Origin of the sequence: Tepidimonas sp. HKU77, assembly GCF_049728535.1 — a bacterium.
Lineage (GTDB): Bacteria > Pseudomonadota > Gammaproteobacteria > Burkholderiales > Burkholderiaceae_C > Tepidimonas.
On the sequence record NZ_CP187300.1, the window covers coordinates 484,793 to 507,932 of the forward strand.

Sequence of the window (23,140 nt, forward strand, 5' to 3'; positions counted from 1 at the left end):
TCAGTAATCAGGCTGCCAGTCGACGGTGATGCGGCGCGCCGCCAAATCGACCGTGTCCACGTAGGCGGCGACGAACGGGATCATGCGCTCGACGGCGGCATCGCCGCTGCCGTCGCGCAAGCACAGCACCGCGTGCGGGCCAGTGGACAACAGATCCTCGACCACGCCCAGCATCACGCCTTCACGGTTGACGACCTGCAGTCCGATCAGATCGACCCAGTAGTATTCGTCCGCGTCGGTGGTGGGGGGAAAGTCAGCGCGGGAAATGAAAATGCGCGCGCCACGCAGGGATTGCGCCGCCTCGCGGTCGGACACGCCGTCGAAGCGCACGACCACGCCGTCGCCGTGCCAGCGTGCCTCGGCTACGGTGACGGCGACGGTACCGGCGAAGGCATCGAACGGGCGCACGCGCGCCCCAGCGCGCGGAGCTGGGGGCTGCAAATACCAGTGACGCGCGTGCAGCAGTGTGTCGCCACCGCGGCTGATCGCGTGCACGTGCGACCAGCCGTGCAACCCCCACGGCTCCTGGATGTGGCCAATCTCGACCGCATCAGCGGGCAGCTCGGCCACCTGCCAGGGCAGGGCTTCGGCCATGGGGATGGGCCGCCTCAAGCGGCGGCAGCTTCGGCCGGGACGACCTTGGGCGCCTGCTTGAGCAGACGGGCCACCGTGTCGGACGGCTGGGCGCCGACGCCCAGCCAGTAGGTCAGGCGGTCTTGCGCGATGTTGAGCGGCACGTCGTTGCCGCGCGCGATCGGGTTGTAAAAACCAATGCGCTCGATGAAGCGGCCATCGCGACGGCAGCGCTTGTCGGCGACGACGATGTGGTAGAACGGGCGGGCCTTCGAGCCGCCACGGGCGAGTCGGATCACGACCATGGGTTATCCTTGCAAACAGGTTCGACGAGACGGTGGAAAGGCAACGCCTGAGACACGGACGACTGGCCACCCGGCCAGCGAAACGTTGCAAACCTGCCATTATACCCCGCATGCTGTGAAACCCACCCTGATCCGCCCCAGTCGCGATGACGACCTGAACGCCATCGCACACATTTACGCCTACCACGTCCGGCACGGCACCGGCACGTTCGAGACCGAGCCCCCCAGCGTGGCCGACATGGCGGCGCGCCGCGCCGACGTGCTGGCCAAGGGACTGCCCTGGCTGGTGATCGAGGTCGACGGCGAAGTGGCGGGGTTCGCTTATGGCAACTGGTTCAAACCCCGCGCGGCTTACCGCTATTCGGTGGAGGATTCGATCTACCTGGCGCCACAGGTAGCCGGCCGCGGGCTGGGTCGGGCGCTACTGGCCGAGCTGCTCGCGCAGCTCGAGGCGCGCGGCATCCGCAAGGTCATCGCGGTGATTGGCGACTCGGCCAACGCGGGCTCGATCGGCCTGCACACGGCGCTCGGCTTCGAGCGCGTGGGCGTGGTGCGCTCGTGCGGCTGGAAGTTCGACCGTTGGCTCGACATCGTGTTGATGGAAAAAACCCTGGGGCCTGGCGACCAGACACCGCCAGCACCACAATAACGGCATGCGACACCCCCGCAACAAAACCATCGCCGCGTGGCTGGCCTTCATCGGCGGCGGCCTGGGCTGGCACCGTTTTTACCTGTACGGCTTGAGCGACGTGTGGGGTTGGGTCCACGCCATCCCGACCGCCCTCGGTTTTTGGGGGGTGGACCGGGTGCTGTCCTACGGGCAAGACGACAAGCTGTCGTGGGTGCTGCTGCCATTTTTGGGGTTGGGGCTGGTCGCGGCGTGCTTGTCGGCCATCGTGTATGCCTTGCAGCCGCCCGAACGCTGGAACACACGGCACAACCCAGAACTGCCGGCCGATGCGGGGCCGGGTGCCACGAATTGGCTCACGATCGTGGCCGTGGTGCTGTCGCTCATGCTGGGCGCGACGGCGTTGATGGCCGGGCTGGCATTCAGCTTTCAGCGCTACTTCGAATACCAGATCGAAGAGGGCTTGCGCATCAGCCAGTGAAGCGCGCAAGTAACAGCATCCAGGCGCTCAGCGTCAGCACGCCAGCAGCGGTCGACAGCCCTGTGGCCGCGGTGATTTCGGCCTGCGCCACGCGGTAGCGCTGCGCGAACAAAAAGACGTTCGCCCCGACGGGCACCCCTGCAGCCACGACCAGTACGGCAAGCGGCAAACCGCGCACGCTCCACAGCCAGGCGCTCGCGCCGACCAACACCGGCAGCACCAGGTTTTTGGCCACCGTCACCGACACCGCGTCGCGCCAGTGTGCGCGCCATGGCGTATAGGCCAAACTGATGCCCACCAGCACCAGCGCCAGCGGGCCGAACGCCTGCCCCAACAGGTGCAACGGCTTGTCCACCACGGTGGGCAGGGCGATGCCGGTCTGCCCCCACAGCAGCCCGCAAGCGATGGGCAGCGGGATGGGGTGGATGACCGAGCCGCGCACCGCCGACCACGCAGCGCGCCACAAGCGCACGCCCGGCTCGCCCCCGGGGCTGGTGCGCCCCTCGGCCAGCTCCAACGCCACCGACGCCACCGTCAGCAGGATCAGCGCATGCACCGCAATCAGCGTCAACAGCGTGACCACGCCGGGCTGTCCGTAAGCCAGGGTGATGAGCGCGATGCCGATCATCACCAGATTGGAAAACGTGCCCCCCAACGCGAGCACGATACCACGCGCGTGCCAGCCGCGCCACGCCATTTGCAGCAGCAGCCACGGCAGCGCGGCGCTGAAGTAGGCGGCGATGGGCCGCCAGTCCAGCGCCTCCAGCCGCACCTGGCTCATGGTGCGAAACAGCAGCGCCGGAATCAGCAGCAGAAAGACCAGGTTCGACAGATCCTTGACGGCTGTGGCCGCCACCCAGCCACGGCGCCCGGCCAACACCCCCGCACCGATGAGCAGAAACACCGGCGCGAGCGACTGGAAGACGGGATGGTCGGCAACGCTCACGCCCGGCAGTGTAACGGGGCGAAGCGCCATCGCGCTGGCACCTGGGCGACCCCGGGGACTCAGCCCGTGCCGGGCTTGAGGTAGGACGCAAACGCACGCCGCAGCTTGGCCACCTTTGGCGCGGCCACCGCCAGGCAGTAGCCATGATGGGGGTGGCGCGCAAAAAAGTCCTGGTGGTAGTCCTCGGCGGGCCAGTAGTGGCGCAACGGCTCGACCTCGGTCACGATGGGGGCATCGAACACGCCCTCGGCCTGCAGTTCGTCGATGAGTGCGCGCGCCACCGCGGCCTGCTCGGGCGTGGTCCAGTAGATGCCGCTGCGGTATTGCGTGCCCACGTCGGCCCCCTGGCGGTTGGGCGTGGTGGGGTCGTGGATCGCGAAGAAGATGGTCAACAGCTCGCGCACGCCGATCACCGCCGGGTCGTAGACGAGCCGGACGACCTCGGCGCAGCCGGTGCGGCCGCTGCACACGTCCTCATACGTCGGGCGCGCGGCCTGCCCGTTGCTGTAGCCGGACTCGACGTCGAGCACGCCGCGCACGCGGTCGAACACCGCCTCGGTGCACCAAAAGCAGCCGCCCGCCAACACCAGGGTTTCAGTCGTCATGGTCCGAATTCTGCTACGGTCACGACACCATGATGCTGTCTCTGGATTTTCTGGCATTGCCGCTGTTGACCGCGTCGGCGCTGCTGCTGCTGAGCCTGGTGGCAGGCCTGTTCTCGGCGCGACTGGGCTTTTCGTTCCTGCTGGTGTTTTTAGTCGCGGGCATGCTGCTTGGCGAAGATGGCCCTGGCGGCGTGGTGTTCGAGGATTTTCGGCTGGCCTTCTGGGTCGGCAATGTGGCCCTGGCGGTGATCCTGCTCGACGGCGGACTGCGCACACGCTATGCCACTTTCCGCACTGGCCTGCAGCCCTCGCTGATGCTGGCCACGGTGGGGGTCGCGGTGAGTGCGGCGCTCACCGGAGTGGGTGCATGGCTGCTGATGGACCTGAACTGGCGGCTCGCGCTTCTGCTCGGCGCCATCGTCGGCTCCACGGACGCCGCCGCCGTTTTCTCGCTGTTGCAGACGTCGGGCGTGCGGCTCAACGAACGTGTCGCCTCGACGCTGGAAATCGAATCGGGCCTGAACGACCCGATGGCCGTGTTTTTGACCCTGGCGCTGACCGGACTGGCCATGACGCCGGGGCCGCTATCGCTGACGGCGGGATGGGAGCCGCTGCTGTCGCTGTTACAGCAGTTCGGCTGGGGGCTGGTGATCGGTGGCGGACTGGGCTGGGCACTGGCTGAAGGTCTGCATCTGCTCGCACGGTTGACCCGACCGGCCAGCGGAGTGCGGGCGCTGCTGCTGCTGTCGGCAGGATTGGCGGTGTTCGCGTTCACGACCTGGATCGGCGGCTCGGGGTTTCTTGCCGTGTACATCTTCGGGCTGGTGGTCGGCAACCGCGCCCGCGGCTCGGTTGCCCCGGCGCTGCAAGCGATGGACGGATACGCCTGGATGGCCCAGGCAGGCATGTTCCTGCTGCTGGGGCTGCTGGTGACCCCCACCGAGGCGCTGCGCACGCTGCTGCCGGCGCTGGGAGTGGCCGCGGTGTTGATGCTGCTGGCCCGCCCCGTGGCGGTCTGGCTGTGCCTGCGGCCGTTTCACTTTCCGCCGCATGAGATCGGGTTCATCGCCTGGGTCGGCCTGCGCGGTGCGGTGCCGATCGTGCTGGCAGTGTTTCCGGTGATGGCGGGCGTCGAGGGTGCCACGACATTCTTCAACATCGCGTTCGTCGTGGTGCTCGCGTCGCTGCTGCTGCAAGGCACTACCCTACCCTGGGCAGCGCGACGCACGGGCGTCGCGCTGCCCGACCGCGACGATCCGGTCGCCGCGCGACAGGTGTACGGCGACTTCGAGGTACCGGCCGACACCCCCATGGCGTCGCTGTGCCAGTTCTACGGCTGGCCCCCGATCGAGGACGAGCAGCTCACCGTAGGCGAGTGGTTTCACCGTGTGTGCCAACACCGGCCGGTCGAGGGCGATCAACTGCGCTGGGGGCCGGCCGAACTGAGCGTTCGCCGCGTGCACGAGGGGGCGATCGAGCGGGTGGGCATCCGCATCGAGGAAGAGGGCGACGGATCCGCGCAGGCGGCGCCACGGCGGTCATGACGGCCAGCGCATCGCCCACGAACCGCGCGTGCCAGGGATGCCGCCGATCCCGTGCTTGTCGACCACCAGGCGCTCGTGCCAATCCAGGCGCTGCGCGCGGCACCGGCGGGCATGGGGATAGCCTGAGCCCGTCGGGCAAGTCGTCAGTGGCGGGAGCGGTCATGTCAAGGCTGGCGGATGTGCTGCCGCTCGATCAGCGCATGCACGCGATCGTACTCTGCCGCCACCCTGCGCGCCAGCGCGGCGGGGGTGGAGCCTCGGGCGACCCACCCCAGCGACTGCAACCGCTGCTGCAGAGCCGGCTGGCGCAATACCTGCCGCACTCGCTGGGCCAGGTAGAGCGCCTGCTCCGGCGTCAACGAGCGCGGGCCCGCCAAGGCATACCAGTGTTCAAAGGCAAACCCCGTCACCCCCAATTGCGCCAGCGGCGGCACACGTGGCAGCAGCGCGCTGGGGGTTGCCGATGTGACCCCGATCACCGGCAGTTTGCCGACGCGCCAGTATGGCAGCACCAGCGACGGCGGCAGCAGCGCCAACTGCACATCGGCCTGCAGCAGCGCATTGACGACCTGGGCATTACCTGGATAGGGTACATGGGCCACCTGCCAGTCCGCCGCCGCCTTGAGCAACTCCATGCCCAAATGGAATGGCGACCCCACTCCCGGACTGCCGTAATACCAAGCAACGCCCGCGCGCTGGATCGCGCGCACCGCGGCGGCGGCCCGTAACTCCAAGCGCGGCGCGACACACAACGCCAGCGGCGCCGTGGCAACCAGGGTCACCGGCTGCAGGTCGACAAGGGGATCGTAGCCCACGGCCGGGTTCAGATCCCGCGCCACGGTCAGATGCACCCACGACAGCAATCCCACCGTGTGATCGTCGCTCGCGCGGGCCACGACCGACGCGGCCAACGCACCCGCCGCGCCCGGACGGTTATCGATCTCGATGGGCTGACCCAACGCCTCGGATAGGGGCGCTTCCAGTGCCCGCGCCAGTTCGTCTGCGGACGACCCCGGCGGAAAGCCCACCACCAGCCGCAATGGGCGTGTGGGCCACGCAATCGCCGGCGGGATGGGGTTGGCCCGCCCATGCACGGCCCAGACACCCGCGGCAGCCGACACGGCCGCCCGCAACAGCCAGCGGCGCAACCGAATCGGCGCTTCCTGCATCCCGCCCCATGCGGCGGCGCCGTCATCATGCCAAACGCTGCGCCTTTCACGCACGGATGACGGCCTCCGCCAGTGGATCCGGTGCCCCACCATACAACCACGGCTGGTCGAGCGCCCGCTCGCCAAGCAACGCCAGGGCCGCATCGCGTGCCCAACGCAGGGCCCCGCGGGCGTGGAAGACCGTCCCATTGCGCCGCGAGCGGGCTTGCACGCGGGCGTTGCGCGCCCAGCGCCCCTGCGCCCAGCGAGCCAGCAAGACGGGCCAGTCCGCGACCGCCGTGCGGGACTGTGCCGCCAACAGCCGCCCCAGCGCCCACGCGTCTTCCAGTGCCATCGCCGCACCCTGGGCCAGATAGGGCCGCGTCGGATGCGCGGCGTCGCCCAGCAGCGCCACCCGTCCCTGGGCATGCTCGTGCGGCCCCCGCATTGGCGCGCGCACGTGCAGCGGCCACAGGCGCCAGCCGGGCACCGCCCTCAACACAGCGTCCAAATCTTCGTGCGTGCGGCCCACACGCTGGCGCAGCTCGGCCACGCGCGCTTCGTGGTCCCAGCCTTCGACGTCGGCCGGGGGCAACGGGCCTTCGACCACCACCACGACATTGAGCCACTCACCGGCGCGCACGGGGTAGTGCACGGCATGCATGCAGGCCCCAAGCCAGGCCACGACTTGCGGTGTGCGCAAGGCGGCCGGCAAATCCTCCCGGCGCACCATACCTCGGTAGGCCAGATGGCCGCTGAACGCCGCGCGGCCATCGCCCAGCAGCCGGGTGCGAATGGCGCTCCACACCCCATCCGCCGCCAGCAGGGCGTCGGCATGCCAGCGGGCACCGCTGGCGGTGGTGATCGCCACCCCGTCGGAGTCCGTCTGGTGACCGATGACGGCCTGCCCCGTGTGCAACGCCACCGTGGTCGTCTCCAGCAGGGCCTGCAGCAGCAGCCGGTGCAAGTCGGCGCGGTGGATGGTCGCATAGGGCGCGCCATAACGCTGCCGCATCGCTTCACCCAAGGCCAAACGGCCCAGCACCCGGCCATCGACGGCCGCGCGCACGCGCAGCTCGGAGGGAAACGCCGCCACCGCCTCCAGCGGCTGCTGCAAACCCCAGTCGTGCAACACGCGCACGGCGTTGGGGCCGAGTTGGATGCCCGCCCCCACCTCGGAAAACTCTGGCGCCCGTTCGAACAAGTCGATCGACATCTCGGGCCGCGCGCGCGCGCATGCCAAGGCCGCGCCCAGCCCGGCCATACCCCCCCCGACGATGACGACCCGCTCCTGCACGCGCCGCCCCGAACTCAGCGCAGTGTCGGCCAGGCCGAACGCGCGATGCGCCACGCCCCCTCGACCGCGCCGGTCCCGAACCGCCGCGCGAGCCGCTGCGCAATGCTCTCGCGCTGGGTATAGTCGACGATCTCTTCGGCCTGCACGACCTCGCGTGCCACATAGTCCAAATTACCCAGATCGTCAGCCAGACCCAGCTCACGCGCGCGCTGCCCCGTCCAGACCAGGCCGCTGAACATCTCGGGTATTTCTTTCAGGCGATCACCGCGCCCCTTGCGCACCACCTCGATGAACTGCTGGTGGATGTCGTCGAGCATTTGCTGCGCGTGCGCGCGGTGGCGCTCCGTCTGGGGGCTAAAAGGGTCGAGAAACCCTTTGTTCTCGCCTGCGGTCAGCAGGCGCCGCTCCACGCCCAGCTTGTCCATCAGCCCGGTAAACCCAAACCCGTCCATCAGCACGCCGATGCTGCCCACCAGACTGGCCTTGTCCACATAGATGCGGTCAGCAGCCACGGCGATGTAGTAGGCCGCCGAGGCGCAGGTCTCTTCGACCACGGCGTAGACGGGCTTGCCGTGCTTTTCCTTCAGGCGCCAGATCTCGTCGTTGATGATGCCCGCCTGCACCGGGCTGCCGCCGGGTGAGTCGATCAACAGCACCACGGCCTTGGCCCCCGGGTCTTCGAACGCAGAACGCAGCGCCGCGACGATATTGGCGGCATTGGTTTCCGACTCCGCACTAATGGCGCCACGCACCTCGATCATCGCCGTGTGCGGGGCAGCAGTGGGCGGCGACGGCACGACGTCGCGGTACAGTAACCAAACCACGACGCCCGCCAGCAGCAGCCAGACCGAACGCCAAAAATTGCGCCAGCGGCGCGCAGCACGCTGCTCTTGCAGCGTCGCAAGTGCCAGCTTCTCGATCACCGCCCGCTCCCAGCCAGGCGCATCGGGCGCGGCCGGCGTCGTGGCCGGCGGTGGCGGCGCAGTGGTGTCGGCGGGCGGTGGGGTCTCGGTAGATGCCATGGTGGGGGTTCAAAAAACGACCGGTTGAAGATCGTATTATGACTGCCAAAACACCACCCCGTCGCGTTCCTGGACGCGAATCGACACCAGCGGCCCGCGCCCAGGGCCACCGACGCAGCGCCCGGTGCGCGGATCGAACAGCGCCCCGTGCGCACCACACACCAGATACTGGCGCGTGAGGTCGAAGAAGCGGTTGGGCATCCAGTCCATCTCCATGGCAACGTGGCTGCAGCGGTTGAGGTAGGCGTACACCCGACCCTGGAAGCGGATCGCAAACGCGCGGCAGGTCTGCCCGCGATAGCGGACGTCGAACGGCACCGCATCGCCGCCGTCGATCAAATCGGCCGAGTAGCACAGCGCATGCCACGGCATGGCCGCCGCATCCTTGTCTTCCGACGCCTCCATGTCACCCCGCTCCTCTTGTCCTCGCCGCCGCGCGCACCACCCCTCGCCAACAGCGACAATCATAGGATGTCATCGCCAACCTTGCCCCGTCCGTTGATCCTCGGCTCGACTTCGCCGTACCGGCGCGCGCTGCTCGAGCGCCTGCAGCTGCCTTTCGACACCGCCGCGCCCCACGTGGACGAAACGCCGCTGCCCTGCGAAGCCCCGGCCACCCTCGCGCGTCGGCTCGCGCATGCCAAAGCCGACGCGGTCGCGCGGCGCCACCCGCAGGCCATCGTCATCGGCAGTGACCAGGTGGCCGACCTGGATGGCGTGGCACTGGGCAAGCCCGGTACGCACGAGCGCGCCGTTGCCCAACTGCGCGCCATGCGCGGGCGCACCGTGGTCTTTCACACCGCGCTGGCCGTGGTCTGCATCGCCACCGGCTACGCGGCGCAGGACGATGCCGCGGTACAGGTGCGCTTTCGCGACCTCAGCGACGACGAGATCGAGCGCTACCTGCTCGCCGAGCGTCCCTACGACTGCGCCGGCAGCGCCAAAAGCGAAGGACTGGGCATCGCACTGCTCGACGCTATCGTCAGCGACGACCCCACGGCCCTGGTGGGCCTGCCGCTGATTCGCACCGCGCGCCTGCTGCGCGGCGCGGGGTTGACGCTGCCATGAGCACGCCCATGCCACCTTCGGGCACCGCGGTGGCCCCCGGCACGCTGTACCTGGTGCCGACGCCGCTGGATTTCGGCTGCGACACCGCGTTGGATCTGCGCGATGCGCTGCCGGCGGCGACGATCGACATCGCCGCCGGGCTGACGCACTGGATCGCCGAGAACGCCAAGAGCGCGCGCGCGTTTCTGAAACGCGTACAGGGGGTGCGACCGCTGGCCGTGCCGCTGCAGCAACAACACATCGCCCAGCTGCCGCGCGATTGGCACAAGCACGGCGACCCTGTGGCCGGCGCCGACGCACAGGCGCGTGCGCTGCTCGCGCCCGCGCAGCAGGGCCACGCCTTGGGCTTGGTCAGCGAAGCCGGCATGCCCGCCATCGCCGACCCGGGCACCGCCATCGTGCGCGCCGCCCACGCACTGGGGATACCGGTGGTGCCGCTGACCGGCCCCGTATCGCTGATGCTGGCCCTGGCTGCCAGCGGCTGCCAGGGCCAGCATTTCGCCTTCGTCGGCTATCTGCCCCAAGGCGCTGCCGAGCGCGCCGCACGCCTGCGCGAGCTGGAAGCCACCGCCCACCGCCTGCGACAGACCCAAGTGTTCATCGAGACCCCCTACCGCAACGCCGCATTGCTGCAGGCCGCGTTGCAGGGGCTGCGGCCCGACACCCGGCTGGCACTGGCGTGCGGACTGGGACTGCCGACCCAGGCCGTACACGCCGCCCGCGTGGCCGACTGGCGCCGCCAGCCGCCCGCACTGCCGCTGCACCTGCCTGCGGTGTTCGTGCTCGGCACCTGACGCGCCGCCACCCCGGCGGCGCCACGGTACCGCCGCCGGGGCCCGGTCAGTGCCGGAAGTGCCGCACGCCCGTGAAGACCATGGCCACGCCGCGCTCGTTGGCGGCGTCGATCACCTCTTGGTCGCGCACCGACCCGCCCGGCTGGATGATGCACGTGGCCCCGGCGTCGACCACCACGTCCAGCCCGTCGCGGAACGGGAAAAAGGCGTCGCTCGCCACCGCCGTGCCCTGCAGGCTCAGGCCGGCCGCCTGCGCCTTGATGCTGGCGATGCGGGCGGAGTCGAGCCGGCTCATCTGGCCCGCGCCCACGCCCATCGTCATGCCGTCCTTGCAAAAGACGATGGCGTTGCTCTTGACGTACTGCGCCACCGACCACGCAAACAACAGATCCTGTAGCTGCTCGGGCGTGGGCCGGCGCTCGGTGACCACTTTAAGGTCCGACGCACGCAGCACGTGGTGATCGGCCGTCTGCACCAGCACGCCACCGCCGACGCGCTGCAAATGCCAGCGGTTGCGAGTCGTGGCCGCGTCCGCCGGCAGCGCGATGCGCAGCAGCCGCACATTCGCCTTGGGACGAAACACCGCCAGCGCCTCGGGCGTGAAATCGGGCGCGATCAGCACCTCGACGAACTGCTGCGCCACCGCCTGTGCCGCCTCACCGTCCAGGGCACGGTTGAAGGCGATGATGCCGCCGAACGCACTCGTCGGGTCGGTCTGGAACGCCTTGCGGTACGCCTCCAGCGGCGTGGTGCCAAGCGCCACGCCACACGGGTTGGCGTGCTTGATGATCACGCACGCGGGCGCCGCAAACCCCTTGACACACTCCCACGCCGCATCGGCGTCGGCGATGTTGTTGTAGGAGAGCTCTTTGCCCTGCAACTGCTGCGCACTGACCAGCGACCCGGCCGGCGCGTCGGGGTCGCGGTAGAAGGCGGCCTGCTGATGGGGGTTTTCGCCGTAGCGCAGGTCTTGCAGCTTGGTCCAGCAGGCGTTGAACTGACCTGGAAACGCGTGGCGCGCCGGCACCGCGTCGGCCGCCGGCACGCCCGCTGACAAATCCAGCGCCGACAGGTATTGGCTGATCGCCGCGTCGTACTGGGCGATACGGTTGAACGCGGCGATGGCCAGTTGCAGCCGCGTCGCGTCGCTGACGCGGCCCGCGTCCTTGAGTTCGGCCAGCACCACGGGGTACTGTGCCGGGTCGGTCAGCACGGCCACGTCGCGCCAGTTCTTGGCCGCCGAGCGCACCATGGCCGGGCCGCCGATGTCGATGTTTTCGATCGCGTCGCCCAGCGTGCAGCCGTCGCGCGCCACGGTGGCCTCGAACGGATACAGGTTGACCACCAGCAAGTCGATGGTGTCGATACCGTGCTGCTGCAGCGCCGCCATGTGCGCGGGCACGTCGCGCCGCGCCAGCAGGCCGCCGTGGATGACCGGGTGCAGCGTCTTGACCCGGCCGTCGAGCATCTCGGGAAAGCCCGTGACCTCGGCCACCTCGGTCACGGGCAGGCCGGCGTCGGCCAACAGGCGTGCCGTGCCACCAGTGGAAATCAGCGTCACGCCCAGCGCGTGCAGCTCGCGCGCCAGGTCCAGCACGCCGGTCTTGTCGGAAACGGAAATCAGGGCTTTCATCGTCGGGGGTCCTTGAGGGGATGGCGGCCGTTGGGAGAAGGGCAAAACGAATGTCAGTCGCCGAGCAGACCATGCTCGAGCAATTTTTTGCGCAGCGTGTTGCGGTTGAGGCCCAGCCACTGCGCGGCCCGCGACTGGTTGCCGCGCGCACGGGCCATCACCATCTCGAGCAGGGGCTTTTCCACCGCGCGCACGAGCATGTCGTGCAAATTGGCGGGTTCGGTGTCGCCCAGGTCGGCAAAGTACGCCTCGAGATTGGCCCGTACACAGTCGGGCAGCGCCGGGGGGTTCATGCGGCCAACGGAAGGTCGAAATCGTCGAAGAAGCCCTGCACCGCCGCCAGCTGCGCCGCGCAGGTCTCGGCGGTCAGCACCGCGTCGCGCAGACGCTGCTGCGCCATCGCCGACCCGCCCAGCGAGCGCAGGTACCACAGCAAATGCTTGCGCGCGCTGCGCACCCCGCTGTGTTCGCCGTACAGGTCGTAGTGGTCATGCAGGTGCTCGAGCATCCAGGTGCGCAACTCGGCGCGTGTGGGCGGCGCGGGCAGGCGGCCGGTCGCCAAGTAGTGGCCGATGTCGCGAAACAGCCACGGCCGGCCCTGCGCCGCCCGGCCGATCATCACCGCGTCCACCCCAGTCGTGCGCAGCACGCGCTCGGCGGCCTGGGGGCTGTCGATGTCGCCGTTGGCCACCACCGGAATGCGCACGCTGGCCTTGATGGCCGCCACCGTCTCGTGTTCGGCCTGGCCGCGATAGCCTTGCTCGCGCGTGCGGCCGTGGATGGTCAGCAGCCGCACGCCAGCGCTTTCGGCCGCGCGCGCCAGCACGGGGGCGTTCTTGACCTGCGCACACCAGCCGGTGCGCATCTTCAGTGTCACGGGCACGCCGTGCGGCTCACACGCGGCCACCACCGCCTCGATGATCGCCAGCGCGCGCGCCTCGTCCTGCATCAGCGCCGAGCCCGCCCAGCGGTTGCACACCTTCTTGGCCGGGCAGCCCATGTTGATGTCGATGATCTGCGCGCCACGGTCGATGTTGTATCGCGCCGCCTCGGCCATCATCTCGGGGTCGGTGCCCGCGATTTGCACCGCGATCGGGCCCACCTCGCCCACATGGTTGGCGCGCCGGGCGGTCTTGAGGCTATCGCGCAATTCGGGGCGCGACGTGATCATCTCGCTGACCGCATAACCCGCCCCCAGCCGCTTGCACAAACGCCGAAAGGGCCGGTCCGTCACACCCGCCATGGGCGCGACGAACAGCCGGTTGGGCAGCACATAGGGGCCGATCGCGGGGCCGGCGGTCATGGCAAAGACACGGGGGAGGTTGGGGAAGGGAAATCTGCGCGATTGTAACCAGCCCATGCCCCACCCCCTATACTGCGGGCGCCCGTCATCATCCGCGACCATGGACGCCTGGATCACCTCGCTGCTGCACACGCTCGCCCTGCCCGAAGTGGGCCTGACCACCGTGTTCGTGGTCGCGTTCGTGTCGGCGACGCTGCTGCCCATGGGGTCGGAGCCCGCGGTGTTCGGGCTCGTCAAGCTCAACCCGGACCTGTTTTGGCCTGCCGTGCTGGTGGCCACCATCGGCAACACGCTCGGCGGCGTGGTCTCGTGGGCGATGGGCTACGGCGCGCACGCCGCCATCGACCGCGCCCGCGGCTCCCCCACCCACCTGCGCGCGCTGGACTGGCTGGAGCGCTTCGGGCCGAAGGCCTGTCTGCTGAGCTGGCTGCCCGTGGTGGGCGACCCGCTGTGCGCGGTGGCGGGCTGGCTCAAGTTTCCGCTGCTGCCGTGCGTGGTCTACATGGCCATCGGCAAATTTCTGCGCTACACCCTCATGACGGCAGGGCTGCTGTGGCTGATTCCCGCCGACTGGTCGGGGCTGGCCGGTTGACGACGCCCCCCCGCGTCAGCGCTTCCTGACCGTGTCCCCTACTTGCCCGGCGGAGGACTCGACCACATCGGGAAACCGCTGCCCCAGCAGGCGCTCGATCAGTGGCGGCAGTTCACGCACCAGGTTTGGCTTGTGCACCACGGGCACGTCCTGCAGCGCGTGCGCGTAGTCGCGCCGGTCGGCTTCGTCCAGCGCCGTCAGCACGATCAGCCCACAACTACCACAGAGCTCGTGCTGGCGCAGCCCCATGACCATGGAGGCACCGTCGATGCCGGGCAGCAGGATGTCCACGATGAGCAAATCGGGCCGCAATTGCCCGAACGACACCAACCCCGCGATGCCATCGCCCGCGATGTGCAGCTCCGCGCGCGGAAAGCGTTGCCGCACCAGCAGCCGCACCAACTGCTGAGAATGCGACGAGTCTTCGATGAGCAAAATGCGGGGTGAGCGCTGCCCGCGGGCGCCACTGCGGCGCGGCCGCGCCGCCCGCGTCGCCGCTGGCGGTATGAGCCCGGCGCCGCTGTTGGCCAGCCAGCGCTGCAACGATGCGCCGGTGATGCGGCGATGCCCGCCTGGTGTCTTCCACGCCTGCAGGTCACCGCGATCGACCATGAGCTGCACCGACCGCACCGCCATGCCCAGCATACGGGCTACCTCGAGCGTCGTGTAGTACGACTCGGTGTCGGGCGGTGGTTCGATCGGCGGCTTTTCGGGTTTCACTGTCGTCATTTTGACGCAATATTAGCAGGCATTCGCTTTTTTGCGTCACTGCGGCGCGTCGAGCAGGCGGCGCCAGCCTTGCGCCCCCAGTTGCCGCAGCGTTTCCAGATTGCGGGCGACGATCGCCTCGGCCGGCTCGCCCGAGGCCACCGCCCGCGCCACGCTGTCCTCCCGCAACAGGTGCAGCGTGGCGTAAGGGGCGCGGTTGGTGGCGTTGGTGATGTCGTCGGGCTCCACCCCGTCGAACACGAAGTCCGGATGGAACGGCGCGACCTGGATCACACCCCCCAAGTCGTGCTCGGCGATCACACGGTCCACCACGTCCAAGAAGTCGTTGAAGACGAAAAAGTCCGGAAACAAGGTCGGGTACACCAGCAGCGTGGTGTCCAGCACCTCCGGCGGCGTGTCGCGCAGGCGCAGCAGCTCGGCGTCCAGATCGTCCAGAAACGCGTCCAGGTGCCGCGCCTGGCTGACCGCGATGCGCACCTGGTTTTTCACCCACACCGCCTTGGCGAACGGGCACAGGTTCAGGCCGATGACGGCGCGCTCGACCCAGCGGCGCATGTCCGCCTCCACCGCCGCCACGTCGGGGGCGGGGGCTGCTGCGGGCGTGGCGTGAGGAGTCGTCGTCATGGTCACGCCAGCGACTTGAAGCGCACGCGCTTGGGCCGCGCGCCCTCTTCGCCCAGGCGGCGCACCTTGTCGGCCTCGTACTCGGTGAAGTTGCCGTCGAAGAAATACCACTGGCTGTCGCCCTCGTAGGCCAGGATGTGGGTACAAATCCGGTCCAAGAACCAGCGGTCGTGGCTGATGACGAGCGCACTGCCCGCAAACTCCAGCAGCGCCTCCTCCAGCGCGCGCAGGGTTTCGACGTCCAGATCGTTGGAGGGCTCGTCCAGCAGCAGCACGTTGCCGCCCTTGGCCAGCGTCTTGGCCAGGTGCAAACGGCCGCGCTCGCCACCGGAGAGGTTTTTGACCAGCTTTTGCTGGTCGTTACCCTTGAAGTTGAAGCGCCCCAGGTAGGCGCGGCTGGGCATGACGAATTTGCCCACGACGATGTTGTCGAGCCCGCCCGAGACGTCTTCCCACACCGTCTTGTCGCCGTCGAGCGAGTCGCGGCTTTGGTCGACGAACGCCAGCTTGGCGGTCTGACCGATGATGATCTCGCCGCTGTCGGGCTTTTCCACGCCCTGGATCATGCGAAACAGGGTCGATTTGCCCGCGCCGTTGGGCCCGATGATGCCGACGATGGCCCCCGCCGGGACGGAAAAGCTCAGGTTATCGATGAGCAAGCGATTGCCGAACGACTTGCTGACGTTGCGAAACTCGATGACCTGCGAGCCCAGGCGCTCGGCCACGGGGATGAAGATCTCGTTGGTCTCGTTGCGCTTTTGGTATTCATAGTCGCTCAGTTCCTCGAAGCGCTGCAGGCGCGCCTTGCTCTTGGCCTGGCGGCCCTTGGCGTTGGAGCGCACCCACTTGAGCTCCTCCTTCATCGCCTTGCGGCGGGCGTCTTCGGCCTTTTGCTCTTGCTCCAGGCGGCGCTCCTTCTGCTCCAGCCACTGCGAGTAGTTGCCCTTGTACGGGATACCCATGCCGCGGTCGAGCTCCAGAATCCACTCCGCCGCGTTGTCCAGGAAGTAGCGGTCGTGGGTGATGGCCACCACGGTGCCGGGGAAGCGCTGCAAGAATTGCTCCAGCCAGTGCACGCTCTCGGCATCCAGGTGGTTGGTGGGCTCGTCCAGCAGCAGCATGTCGGGCTTGGACAGCAGCAGGCGGCACAGCGCCACGCGGCGCTTTTCGCCGCCGGAGAGGTTTTTGATCAGCGCATCCCACGGCGGCAGGTTGAGCGCGTCGGCGGCCAGCTCCAGTTGCAGGTCGGTATTCTCGCTGCCCGCTGCGGCGATGATGGCCTCCAGCTCGGCCTGCTCGGCCGCCAGCTTGTCGAAGTCCGCGTCCGGGTCGGCGTAGGCGGCGTACACCTCCTCCAGGCGCTTCTTGGCCGCCAGTGCGCCGCCGATGCCCTCTTCCACCGCCTGGCGCACGGTCTGTTCGGGGTCAAGCTGCGGCTCTTGCGGCAGATAGCCGATCTTGATACCGGGCATCGGCACCGCCTCGCCCTCGAAGTCCTTGTCCACACCCGCCATGATCTTGAGCAGCGTGGACTTGCCCGCACCGTTGAGGCCGAGCACGCCGATCTTGGCGCCAGGGAAGAAACTCAGCGAGATGTCTTTCAAGATCTGCCGCTTGGGCGGCACGGTCTTGGAGACGCGGTTCATCGTAAACACATACTGGGCCATCGGGGCACCCCTCGAGAAAAAAGCAACGGATCGTGAAAAAAATGTCCCGGGTACGCGGCCCGGGTTCCTTGCGATTATCCCAGTTATGCCACAATCGCGGTTGATCGGGTCCAGCAGTCGTGTCCCGATCGGCATGGATGCCCGGGCCCACGGGCACGCCGTCAGGTCTTTGCACCGTCGTCGGCACCCTCGGCTCACCCTTTGACCCCATCTGCCCCTGACTGAGCCGCCCAATCCGCGCGACGCACCCACCGGGGTGCCGCCGGCAAGCGGCGAGGGCCGATGCCGCGCGCCCCGGCATGGGCGCCCGACACTTCACATGACATTCGAAGAACTCCAACTGCTGCCGGCCATCGTCGAGGCCGTGCGCGAGCAGGGCTACGAGACGCCCACCCCCATTCAGGCCGAAGCCATCCCCGCCGTCCTGGCCGGGCACGACCTGCTGGCCGGTGCCCAAACCGGTACTGGCAAGACCGCCGCGTTCACGCTGCCCATGTTGCACCTGCTGGCCACGCGCGGCGAGCCGCCCAAACGCGGCCAGCCCCGCCCGATCCGCGCCTTGGTGCTCACACCCACCCGCGAGCTCGCAGCCCAGGTCGAAGAATCGGTCAAGGCCTACGGCAAACACCTCAAGCTCAAGTCGGCCGTCGTCTTCGGCGGTGTTGGACTCAACCCCCAGATCGAAAAGCTCTCCAAAGGAGTGGATGTGCTGGTGGCCACGCCGGGGCGCCTGCTCGACCTGGTCGAGCAAGGCCATCTGGACCTGTCGAAAGTGGAAATCCTCGTTCTCGACGAGGCGGACCGCATGCTCGACATGGGCTTCATCCACGACGTGCGCAAAGTGCTGGCACTGCTGCCGCAGGCCAAGCAAAGCCTGTTGTTTTCGGCCACCTTCAGCGACGAGATCAAGGCACTGGCGGAAGGGCTGCTGCGTGCACCGAAGCTCATCCAGGTCACGCCGCCCAACACCACGGTGCAGCGCATCCGCCAGACCATCTACCCAGTGGGCCGCGACAAAAAGATGGCGCTGCTCAAGCATCTGCTGGAGGGCAACGGCTGGTCGCAGGTGCTGGTGTTTACGCGCACCAAGTTCGGCGCCAACCAGGTGGCGCAATTCCTCAACGACAACGGCATCAGCGCCATGGCGCTGCACGGCAACAAGAGCCAGACGGCGCGCACGCAGGCGCTGGAGGGCTTCAAGAGCGGCCAGTTGCGCGTGCTGGTGGCCACCGACATTGCGGCGCGCGGCATCGATATCGAGGATCTGCCGCACGTCATCAACTACGACATTCCCAACATCCCCGAGGACTACGTGCACCGCATCGGCCGCACCGGCCGCGCTGGCGCCGAGGGCGAGGCGCTGAGCTTCGTCAGCCTCGACGAAGAGGGTTGGATGATGGCCATCGAGCGCTTTACGGGTCAGCAGATTCCGGTGCAGGCGCTGCCCGAGTTCATGCCGGAGCCGGACGAGCAGGCACAGCCGATCGCCATGGGCCGCCAGGTACTGTGGGGCGGCGCGGGCCGCCCGCCCAGCCGCGAGGTGATGGCAGCCGCTGCCAAGGCAGCGCGGCGCGAGATGCTCGAGCGCCTGCGCAGCCGCAAGGCCAGCCCGGCAGCCAAGGGAGCGGCCCCCTCGCCCGACGCCGAGGACGCAACCGACGCCGATGACGAGGGCGCCGAACCGGCCGCCGACGGCGAAGCGCGCACCCGTATCGACCCCGAGGCGCGGCGCAACCGCAACCGGCGCCGCCGCGCCAAGGGCAAGGGCACGGGCGCTGCCAGCGGACAACCGGGTCAGCCCCGCCCAGACGGCGCCGGCCAGGGCCCAAGCCGCGCGCCGCGCGACGGCCGCGCCGGCCAAGCGCCGCAGGGGGGCCGCAAACCCCCACAAGGCCCCGCCCCGGCACGCCAGCCCGACCCGCTGCGCACCGGCATCGACGCGCTCAACGACCGCGGGCGGCGCAACCGCAACAAAAACCGCGGCGGTGGCGGCAAGGGTGGGGGTGGCGGCATCGACCCGCTGCGCACCAGCTTTGGCCGCATCCAGTAACCCCATGCAACGCTGAGACGGATACGAACATGCGCATCCTGCACACCATGCTGCGGGTCGGCAACCTGCAGCGCTCGATCGACTTCTACACCCGGGTACTGGGCATGCAGCTGCTGCGCACGTCGGACAATCCAGAGTACAAGTACACCCTCGCATTCTTGGGCTACGACGGAGGCAACCCCGGGCAGGCCGAAATCGAGCTCACCTACAACTGGGGGGTCGAATCCTACGAAATGGGCACCGCCTATGGCCACATCGCCATCGGCGTGCCCGACGTGGCAGCGGCCTGTGAGCGCATCCGCGCCGCGGGTGGTACCATCACCCGCGAACCCGGCCCCGTCAAAGGGGGATCGACGATCATCGCCTTCGTCACCGATCCTGACGGCTACAAGATCGAGCTGATTCAACGCCCATGATTCCCTCCCCCCAGCCCCGCCGCGGCCCGGGCTTCGTCGGCCGCTGGTTGCTCATCACGGCCAGCATTGCCGCCCTGATGGTGCTCTGGCATGCCTTGCCGCTGGTCGAGTCGTGGTGGGCGCCGCGCGACGGCACCCCGCGCACCGTCACGCCCCGCGGCGATCTGGCGGCCGATGAGCGGGCCACGATCGAGCTGTTCGAGAAGTCGCGCGACTCGGTGGTCTACATCTCCACCGCGCAGCGGGTGTTGGACGTGTGGACGCGCAATGTCTTTACCGTCCCGCGCGGCACCGGCTCTGGCTTCATTTGGGACGACGCGGGCCACGTGGTGACCAACTTCCACGTCATCGAAGGAGCCTCGCAGGCCACGGTCAAACTGGCCGATGGACGCGACTATCCTGCCGCGCTCGTGGGCGCCTCGCCCGCGCACGACATTGCGGTGCTGCGCATCGGCGTGGGGTTCAAGCGCCCACCGCCGGTGCCCATCGGCACCAGCCACGACCTCAAGGTAGGACAAAAGGTGTTTGCCATCGGCAATCCGTTCGGGCTGGACTGGACGCTGACAACCGGCATCGTCTCGGCGTTGGACCGCTCGCTGCCCAACGAGCGCGGCGGCCCGCCCATCGAGCACCTGATCCAGACCGACGCCGCCATCAACCCTGGCAACTCGGGCGGTCCACTGCTGGACTCGGCGGGCCGCCTCATCGGCATCAACACCGCCATCTACAGCCCATCGGGCGCATCGGCCGGCATCGGCTTTGCGGTACCCGTGGACACGGTGATGCGCGTGGTGCCGCAACTCATCAAAACCGGCCGCTACGTGCGGCCCGCGCTGGGCATCGAAGCCGACGAAGCGCTCAACGAGCGCTTGAGCGCGCTTACCGGCATTGAAGGCGTGTTCGTGCTGCGGGTGACCCCGGGCTCGGCGGCCGACAAGGCCGGCCTGCGCGGCGTCACGCGCAGCGCCGAGGGCTTGGTGCCCGGTGACGTCATCGTGGCCGTGGAGGGCAAGCCGGTGACCAGTGTCGCGCAACTGCTGGCGCGTCTAGATGACTACCGCGTCGGCGATACCGTGCGCGTGACGCTGCGCCGTGGCGAAGACATCCGCGAGGTCGCCGTCACCTTGCAACCCGGGGTCTGACGCACGCGCCGCGGCCCTTGCGGCTAAGCCCCCTGCGCAGCAGCGGGTTTGGCCCGCAAGGCGGCATCGAGCTGCTCGACCAGTTCCACCCAATCGGCGTCGGCTTGCAGCGCTTCGCGCAAAAAACTGGCCTGCGCGGGCGTCCAAAACGGCGCCTCTGGCAGCGGCACGTGCATCGGCAGCGGGGCATGGGTCTGGATGAAGCGCTCGATGTCGTGGGCGCTGTTGGGCAGCCCGAGCTGGGCAAACAGCTCATGAAAACGGTGAATCGGAGGCTCCATCGGACTCCCTCATCAGGCCGCAAACCATTGCTCGATCTTGTCTCGGCTGGGGACCCCCCCAGCATGCACCACCTGCCCATCGATGACGACGCCGGGCGTGCGCATCACCCCGTGGCTGGCGATGGCCTGCATGTCTTCCACCTTCTCCAGCTGGATCGGCACACCCTTGGCTTGCGCGACCTGCTCGATCAAGGCCACCGTGGTGCGGCAATTCGCGCATCCACTGCCGAGCACTTTGACGTGTTTCATGGCGTTTACTCCTGTTCCACTTCCAGATAGGTGCGATTGACCAGCTGCGGCAGCCAGACCTCCGCGTGCTTCAGATACATGAACGGCCGGGCGTCGAAGCGCCGTACGGCCTCCCCGATGTCCACCCCCGCTTCCAACGCCTTGGCCGCGTGCGCGCGCAGGGCACGCAGCAGGTCGCGCGTATCCCGCTGCGCGGTGGCCAGATCGGTGACGCGGCCATGCCCGGGCACGATGATCGCCGGCTGCAGCGCATCGATGACGGCAAAACTCTCCAACCACGCCTTGGTGCGGCTGACCGGGTGCAGGCCGAGGATACGATCGACGTACACCACGTCGCCACTGAACAGCACACGCGTCTGCGGCAGCCACACCAGCAGATCGCCCGGGGTGTGCCCGCCGCCGCGGTGCTTGAGTTCGATCACCGTGCCGCCCAGCTCCAGCCGAGTATCCGGTTCGGTCAACCAACGCGTGGGCAGTACGGGCTCGGTACCGTCCAGGCGTTCTTTGAGCACCGGGCGCAGGGCCGCCAGATGCTCCGGGGCGCGCGCTTTCATGTCGGCCTCGGCGCTGCGGTGGGCGATGATCTCGGCGCCGCGCTCACGAAAATATCCGTTGCCCAGCCAGCGGTGGTCTTGCCCCCCCGTATTGATGACCCAGCGAATGGGCTGCGGCGTCACCGCGCGCACGGCCGCCTCGATCTTGCGCGCCACCTGGGCGGTCGGGCCGCTGTCGATGAGCACGGCCCCGACCGGCGTGACGACCAGGCCCAAGTTGGCGTTGAGGGCCTCGTTGTCGTAGGTGCGCCCTTCCAGATCGCCGATGTAGGCGTAAACGTTGGGGGCCACGGGTTCGAAGCGCACTTCCACCGCCTGCGCCGCCCCTGCTGCCCAAGCGGCCACCAGGGCCACCAGGGCCAGCCATCCGCGCCGAATCACCGATCCCATTGCCGTCTCCTGTCGCTGTACATAACCCGAAGCCAAGGGTCACAAAATCGCGTTGAGCAAATAGCCCACCGCCAGTATGCCAGCGGCCACGATGGCCACGAAGGTGGCGATGAGCCGCGGCTTGAGCACCTTGCGCAAGATGATCATCTCGGGCAGCGACAGCGCCACCACGCTCATCATGAACGCCAGTGCCGTGCCCATGGCGGCCCCCTTGGCCGTCAGCGCCTCGATCACCGGCAAAATGCCAGCGGTGTTGGCGTACATCGGCACCCCCAGCAGCACCGCCGCCGGCACCGACCACCACGCCGCGTCGCGCCCCATGAAGCTGGCCAGCCAGTCCTGCGGCACATAGCCGTGGATGCCCGCCCCCACCCCGATGCCCACCACCACGTAGGGCCAGACTTTGCCCACCACGGTGCGCACCGCCTCCAGACCAGCCGCCACCCGCTCGGCCCAGGTCAGCGACTCCAGCGCCACCTCCGCCGAGACCGAGGGCATGTCACGCACCCAGTCTTCCAAGTAGCGCTCCAGCCCCAGTGCGCCAATGATCAAGCCCGACACCACGCCCAGCAGCATACCAAACGCCAAATACACCGCCGCGATCTGCCAGCCAAACAGCGACCACAGCAACGTCAGCGCGACCGTGTCCACCATGGGTGCCGTGACCAAAAACGAAAACGTCACCCCCAGCGGCACGCGCGCCTGCACGAAGCCAATGAACAGCGGCACCGACGAACAGGAACAAAACGGCGTGACCACCCCCAGCGCCGACGCCAGTACGTTGGCCACCCCGGGGGCGCGCCCGGCCAGCAGCGCGCGCGTGCGCTCCGGCGTGAAGTAGGTATTGACGATGCCCATCACGAACACCACCCCGGTTAGCAGCAGCAACACCTTGGGCGTGTCGTAAAAGAAAAACTGCAGCGAGCGCCCCAGGTGGCTGTGCGCATCCAGCGGCAGCGCCGCCACCAGCGCCTCTGAGGCCGGCACCAGCATCCGGTAGCCTACCCACCAAGCGAGCGCCGCCAGCACCACGAACACCACCGGATGCCGGGTGGGCCACTGCGAAATACGGGTTGCGACGATGGAGGTATTCATACCC

27 protein-coding genes are annotated in these 23,140 nt (G+C 68.4%); 9 read left to right on the top strand and 18 right to left on the bottom strand.

Annotation, left to right across the window (positions count from 1 at the left end):
• Positions 1–594, bottom strand: coding sequence for a ribosome maturation factor RimM (gene rimM, locus ACPP3B_RS02255; protein WP_424859592.1), 594 nt, complete (start codon positions 592–594; stop codon positions 1–3).
• A 14-nt stretch (positions 595–608) separates the two neighbouring features.
• Positions 609–878 carry a 30S ribosomal protein S16 gene (gene rpsP, locus ACPP3B_RS02260; protein WP_299020346.1) on the bottom strand — a complete coding sequence of 90 codons (270 nt, stop codon included), beginning with the start codon at positions 876–878 and terminating at the stop codon, positions 609–611.
• 115 nt (positions 879–993) lie between these two features.
• On the opposite strand from rpsP, the gene ACPP3B_RS02265 reads away from it, so the two are divergent.
• On the top strand, positions 994–1,527 hold the full coding sequence (locus tag ACPP3B_RS02265) for an N-acetyltransferase family protein (RefSeq protein WP_424859593.1): 534 nt from the start codon (positions 994–996) through the stop codon (positions 1,525–1,527).
• Between the two features lie 4 nt (positions 1,528–1,531).
• Entirely contained in the window at positions 1,532–1,987 is a 456-nt protein-coding gene (locus ACPP3B_RS02270) for a hypothetical protein (protein WP_299020342.1), read from the top strand.
• Here ACPP3B_RS02270 and ACPP3B_RS02275 read toward each other — a convergent pair.
• Both ACPP3B_RS02275 and msrA read right to left on the bottom strand, forming a co-directional pair.
• Complete coding sequence (locus ACPP3B_RS02275; protein ID WP_424859594.1) at positions 1,977–2,963, bottom strand: AEC family transporter; 987 nt, start codon at positions 2,961–2,963, stop codon at positions 1,977–1,979. The two genes, ACPP3B_RS02270 and ACPP3B_RS02275, sit on opposite strands and share 11 nt — an antisense overlap.
• 29 nt (positions 2,964–2,992) lie before the next feature.
• Positions 2,993–3,538 (bottom strand): peptide-methionine (S)-S-oxide reductase MsrA, encoded by a 546-nt coding sequence (msrA, locus tag ACPP3B_RS02280; RefSeq protein WP_299020337.1) that lies wholly within the window; start codon positions 3,536–3,538, stop codon positions 2,993–2,995.
• 29 nt (positions 3,539–3,567) lie between these two features.
• On the opposite strand from msrA, the gene ACPP3B_RS02285 reads away from it, so the two are divergent.
• Complete coding sequence (locus tag ACPP3B_RS02285) at positions 3,568–5,082, top strand: potassium/proton antiporter (protein ID WP_424859595.1); 1,515 nt, start codon at positions 3,568–3,570, stop codon at positions 5,080–5,082.
• Positions 5,083–5,246: 164 nt separating this feature from the next.
• Here ACPP3B_RS02285 and ACPP3B_RS02290 read toward each other — a convergent pair whose 3' ends face one another.
• Genes ACPP3B_RS02290 through ACPP3B_RS02305 form a run of 4 tightly spaced genes read right to left on the bottom strand, consistent with a single transcriptional unit; the run spans position 5,247 to position 8,954 of the window.
• A complete protein-coding gene (locus ACPP3B_RS02290) occupies positions 5,247–6,251 on the bottom strand; it encodes a Bug family tripartite tricarboxylate transporter substrate binding protein (RefSeq protein ID WP_424859596.1) in 1,005 nt (334 codons plus the stop codon).
• Positions 6,252–6,297: 46 nt separating this feature from the next.
• Positions 6,298–7,527 carry an FAD-dependent monooxygenase gene (locus ACPP3B_RS02295; RefSeq protein ID WP_424860129.1) on the bottom strand — a complete coding sequence of 410 codons (1,230 nt, stop codon included), beginning with the start codon at positions 7,525–7,527 and terminating at the stop codon, positions 6,298–6,300.
• Positions 7,528–7,541: 14 nt separating this feature from the next.
• On the bottom strand, positions 7,542–8,549 hold the full coding sequence (locus ACPP3B_RS02300) for a S49 family peptidase (RefSeq protein ID WP_424859597.1): 1,008 nt from the start codon (positions 8,547–8,549) through the stop codon (positions 7,542–7,544).
• A gap of 36 nt (positions 8,550–8,585) precedes the next feature.
• Positions 8,586–8,954 carry a Rieske (2Fe-2S) protein gene (locus ACPP3B_RS02305; RefSeq protein ID WP_424859598.1) on the bottom strand — a complete coding sequence of 123 codons (369 nt, stop codon included), beginning with the start codon at positions 8,952–8,954 and terminating at the stop codon, positions 8,586–8,588.
• Positions 8,955–9,020: 66 nt separating this feature from the next.
• On the opposite strand from ACPP3B_RS02305, the gene ACPP3B_RS02310 reads away from it, so the two are divergent.
• Positions 9,021–9,617: a Maf family nucleotide pyrophosphatase gene (locus ACPP3B_RS02310; protein WP_424859599.1), complete on the top strand. Its 597-nt coding sequence runs from the start codon at positions 9,021–9,023 to the stop codon at positions 9,615–9,617.
• Between the two features lie 8 nt (positions 9,618–9,625).
• The gene (locus ACPP3B_RS02315; protein WP_424859600.1) at positions 9,626–10,411 is read left to right on the top strand and encodes an SAM-dependent methyltransferase; all 786 of its coding nucleotides are present in this window, start codon (positions 9,626–9,628) and stop codon (positions 10,409–10,411) included.
• A 46-nt stretch (positions 10,412–10,457) separates the two neighbouring features.
• On the opposite strand, the gene purH is transcribed toward ACPP3B_RS02315, so the two are convergent.
• Genes purH through dusB form a run of 3 tightly spaced genes read right to left on the bottom strand, consistent with a single transcriptional unit; the run spans position 10,458 to position 13,347 of the window.
• Positions 10,458–12,044: a bifunctional phosphoribosylaminoimidazolecarboxamide formyltransferase/IMP cyclohydrolase gene (gene purH, locus ACPP3B_RS02320; RefSeq protein ID WP_299018574.1), complete on the bottom strand. Its 1,587-nt coding sequence runs from the start codon at positions 12,042–12,044 to the stop codon at positions 10,458–10,460.
• Between the two features lie 53 nt (positions 12,045–12,097).
• The gene (locus tag ACPP3B_RS02325; protein ID WP_424859601.1) at positions 12,098–12,337 is read right to left on the bottom strand and encodes a helix-turn-helix domain-containing protein; all 240 of its coding nucleotides are present in this window, start codon (positions 12,335–12,337) and stop codon (positions 12,098–12,100) included.
• Positions 12,334–13,347 carry a tRNA dihydrouridine synthase DusB gene (gene dusB, locus ACPP3B_RS02330; protein ID WP_299018570.1) on the bottom strand — a complete coding sequence of 338 codons (1,014 nt, stop codon included), beginning with the start codon at positions 13,345–13,347 and terminating at the stop codon, positions 12,334–12,336. The genes ACPP3B_RS02325 and dusB overlap by 4 nt, the downstream gene beginning before the upstream one ends.
• Positions 13,348–13,447: 100 nt before the next feature.
• Between dusB and ACPP3B_RS02335 the strand changes: the two genes are divergently transcribed.
• Positions 13,448–13,939, top strand: a complete 492-nt coding sequence (locus tag ACPP3B_RS02335; protein WP_424859602.1) for a YqaA family protein — start codon at positions 13,448–13,450, stop codon at positions 13,937–13,939.
• Between the two features lie 15 nt (positions 13,940–13,954).
• Here the strand turns inward: ACPP3B_RS02335 and ACPP3B_RS02340 are convergent, their stop codons facing one another.
• The 3 genes from ACPP3B_RS02340 to ettA are packed head-to-tail and all read right to left on the bottom strand — an operon-like array spanning position 13,955 to position 16,959.
• Complete coding sequence (locus ACPP3B_RS02340; RefSeq protein ID WP_424859603.1) at positions 13,955–14,668, bottom strand: helix-turn-helix domain-containing protein; 714 nt, start codon at positions 14,666–14,668, stop codon at positions 13,955–13,957.
• A gap of 36 nt (positions 14,669–14,704) precedes the next feature.
• A complete protein-coding gene (locus ACPP3B_RS02345; protein WP_424859604.1) occupies positions 14,705–15,292 on the bottom strand; it encodes a DUF1415 domain-containing protein in 588 nt (195 codons plus the stop codon).
• Positions 15,293–15,294: 2 nt separating this feature from the next.
• On the bottom strand, positions 15,295–16,959 hold the full coding sequence (ettA, locus tag ACPP3B_RS02350) for an energy-dependent translational throttle protein EttA (protein ID WP_314226665.1): 1,665 nt from the start codon (positions 16,957–16,959) through the stop codon (positions 15,295–15,297).
• 319 nt (positions 16,960–17,278) lie between these two features.
• Between ettA and ACPP3B_RS02355 the strand changes: the two genes are divergently transcribed.
• From ACPP3B_RS02355 to ACPP3B_RS02365, 3 genes are read left to right on the top strand one after another with little or no spacing between them, the layout of a single operon-like run.
• Positions 17,279–19,009 (top strand): DEAD/DEAH box helicase, encoded by a 1,731-nt coding sequence (locus ACPP3B_RS02355; RefSeq protein WP_424859605.1) that lies wholly within the window; start codon positions 17,279–17,281, stop codon positions 19,007–19,009.
• A gap of 29 nt (positions 19,010–19,038) precedes the next feature.
• Entirely contained in the window at positions 19,039–19,425 is a 387-nt protein-coding gene (gene gloA, locus ACPP3B_RS02360; protein WP_424859606.1) for a lactoylglutathione lyase, read from the top strand.
• The gene (locus tag ACPP3B_RS02365; protein WP_424859607.1) at positions 19,422–20,567 is read left to right on the top strand and encodes a S1C family serine protease; all 1,146 of its coding nucleotides are present in this window, start codon (positions 19,422–19,424) and stop codon (positions 20,565–20,567) included. The genes gloA and ACPP3B_RS02365 overlap by 4 nt, the downstream gene beginning before the upstream one ends.
• A 23-nt stretch (positions 20,568–20,590) precedes the next feature.
• Here ACPP3B_RS02365 and ACPP3B_RS02370 read toward each other — a convergent pair whose 3' ends face one another.
• From ACPP3B_RS02370 to ACPP3B_RS02385, 4 genes are read right to left on the bottom strand one after another with little or no spacing between them, the layout of a single operon-like run.
• Positions 20,591–20,848, bottom strand: coding sequence for a DUF2789 domain-containing protein (locus ACPP3B_RS02370; protein WP_299021473.1), 258 nt, complete (start codon positions 20,846–20,848; stop codon positions 20,591–20,593).
• Positions 20,849–20,860: 12 nt separating this feature from the next.
• Complete coding sequence (locus tag ACPP3B_RS02375) at positions 20,861–21,097, bottom strand: thioredoxin family protein (protein WP_299021476.1); 237 nt, start codon at positions 21,095–21,097, stop codon at positions 20,861–20,863.
• Positions 21,098–21,102: 5 nt separating this feature from the next.
• Positions 21,103–22,041 carry an MBL fold metallo-hydrolase gene (locus ACPP3B_RS02380; RefSeq protein WP_299021479.1) on the bottom strand — a complete coding sequence of 313 codons (939 nt, stop codon included), beginning with the start codon at positions 22,039–22,041 and terminating at the stop codon, positions 21,103–21,105.
• A 39-nt stretch (positions 22,042–22,080) separates the two neighbouring features.
• Positions 22,081–23,136 carry a permease gene (locus ACPP3B_RS02385; RefSeq protein WP_424859608.1) on the bottom strand — a complete coding sequence of 352 codons (1,056 nt, stop codon included), beginning with the start codon at positions 23,134–23,136 and terminating at the stop codon, positions 22,081–22,083.
• Positions 23,137–23,140 lie beyond the last annotated feature (4 nt).